Source organism: Pseudomonas sp. SB113, assembly GCF_040754745.1.
In the GTDB taxonomy this organism is placed as follows: Bacteria; Pseudomonadota; Gammaproteobacteria; order Pseudomonadales; family Pseudomonadaceae; genus Aquipseudomonas; species Aquipseudomonas grimontii.
Genome location: NZ_JBFMHW010000185.1, coordinates 1 through 440, shown reverse-complemented (window position 1 = coordinate 440; position 440 = coordinate 1). Strand labels below are relative to the sequence as shown.

1 protein-coding gene is annotated in these 440 nt (G+C 57.0%); it reads right to left on the bottom strand.

Annotation, left to right across the window (positions count from 1 at the left end; genetic code table 11):
- Positions 1–364 (bottom strand): NTP transferase domain-containing protein (locus AB1462_RS32080; RefSeq protein ID WP_367249136.1); only part of this gene is annotated, 364 nt, incomplete at its 3' end.
- Positions 365–440 lie beyond the last annotated feature (76 nt).

Here is a 440-nt window from a genome sequence, read left to right as displayed (position 1 = left end):
CGGAAGGCTCGTCGAATGGGCGAAGTGCCGCCCTGATCGTTTCGGGCTCGACGGTCGGCAGATCGCCCTGCACATTCACCACCGTTTCAACTTTTTTGTCGGGATCAACCTGAGACAGGGCCTCAAAAATGCGGTCCGAGCCCGATTCGTGGCCGACTTTCGTCATCACCGCTTCGAAACCATGTGCGCGAACGGCAGCGGCAACTTCGGCAGTATCTGTGGCCACGACAATGCGTCCGAGGTCGCTTTCGCGGGCGCGCTCGGCACCATGGACGATCATCGGCTTTCCCGAAATATCGGCCAAAGGCTTACCTGGCAGGCGGGTCGAGGCCATTCTTGCTGGGATTAGGATGAGTATGGACATGAGAATCGGGTGTTCCGGGACAAGCAATCAAAAGTGGCAAAAAGTCTCACTACGGGGCCTCTTATATGTGTTGCAA